The 548-nt window shown below is 68.2% G+C and carries 1 protein-coding gene; it reads left to right on the forward strand.

Features of this window, described 5'->3' with window-relative positions; all coding sequences use genetic code 11:
- The coding region (locus ACCC94_RS30025) for an amidase family protein (RefSeq protein ID WP_413353215.1) at window positions 1-548 on the forward strand (548 nt) is incomplete at both ends.

Genomic DNA, 548 nt, shown 5'->3' on the forward strand with positions numbered 1-548 from the left:
TTCAAGCCGAGCTTCGGGCGCATTCCCATCGACCCGTACTACACCGGCCGCTGCGCCGGGCCGATGACGCGCAACCTGGATGACGCGGCGCTGATGATGAAGCATCTCGCCCGCCCGGATTGGCGCGACGCCACGTCGCTTCCGCCAGCGGACCTGGACTGGCACATCGAGGAACTGGACGTACAGGGCCTGCGTATCGGCCTGCAGCTCGATCCGGGATGCGGCCTGCAGCCGGACGCGGAAGTCCGCGCCGCCGTCGAGGCGGTCGCCCGGCGCTTCGCCAACGCCGGCGCGGAGATAGTCGAAGTGCAACCGATCCTCGACCGCGAGCTGCTCGACGGCCTCGACAAGTTCTGGCGCGCACGCCTGTGGGCCGAGCTGGAGAACCTGCCGCGCGAGCGCCAGGCCAAGGTCCTGCCCTACATCTACCAATGGGCCGAGGGTGGCGCCTCGGTCAGCGGAACCGATGCGGTGCGCGGCTACAACCGCACTTTCGACATGCGTCGACGGGCGGCCGAGCAATTCCACGAGTTAGACTTCCTGCTCTC

Origin of the sequence: Pseudomonas sp. Pseusp97 (assembly GCF_047304025.1) — a bacterium.
Lineage (GTDB): Bacteria > Pseudomonadota > Gammaproteobacteria > Pseudomonadales > Pseudomonadaceae > Pseudomonas.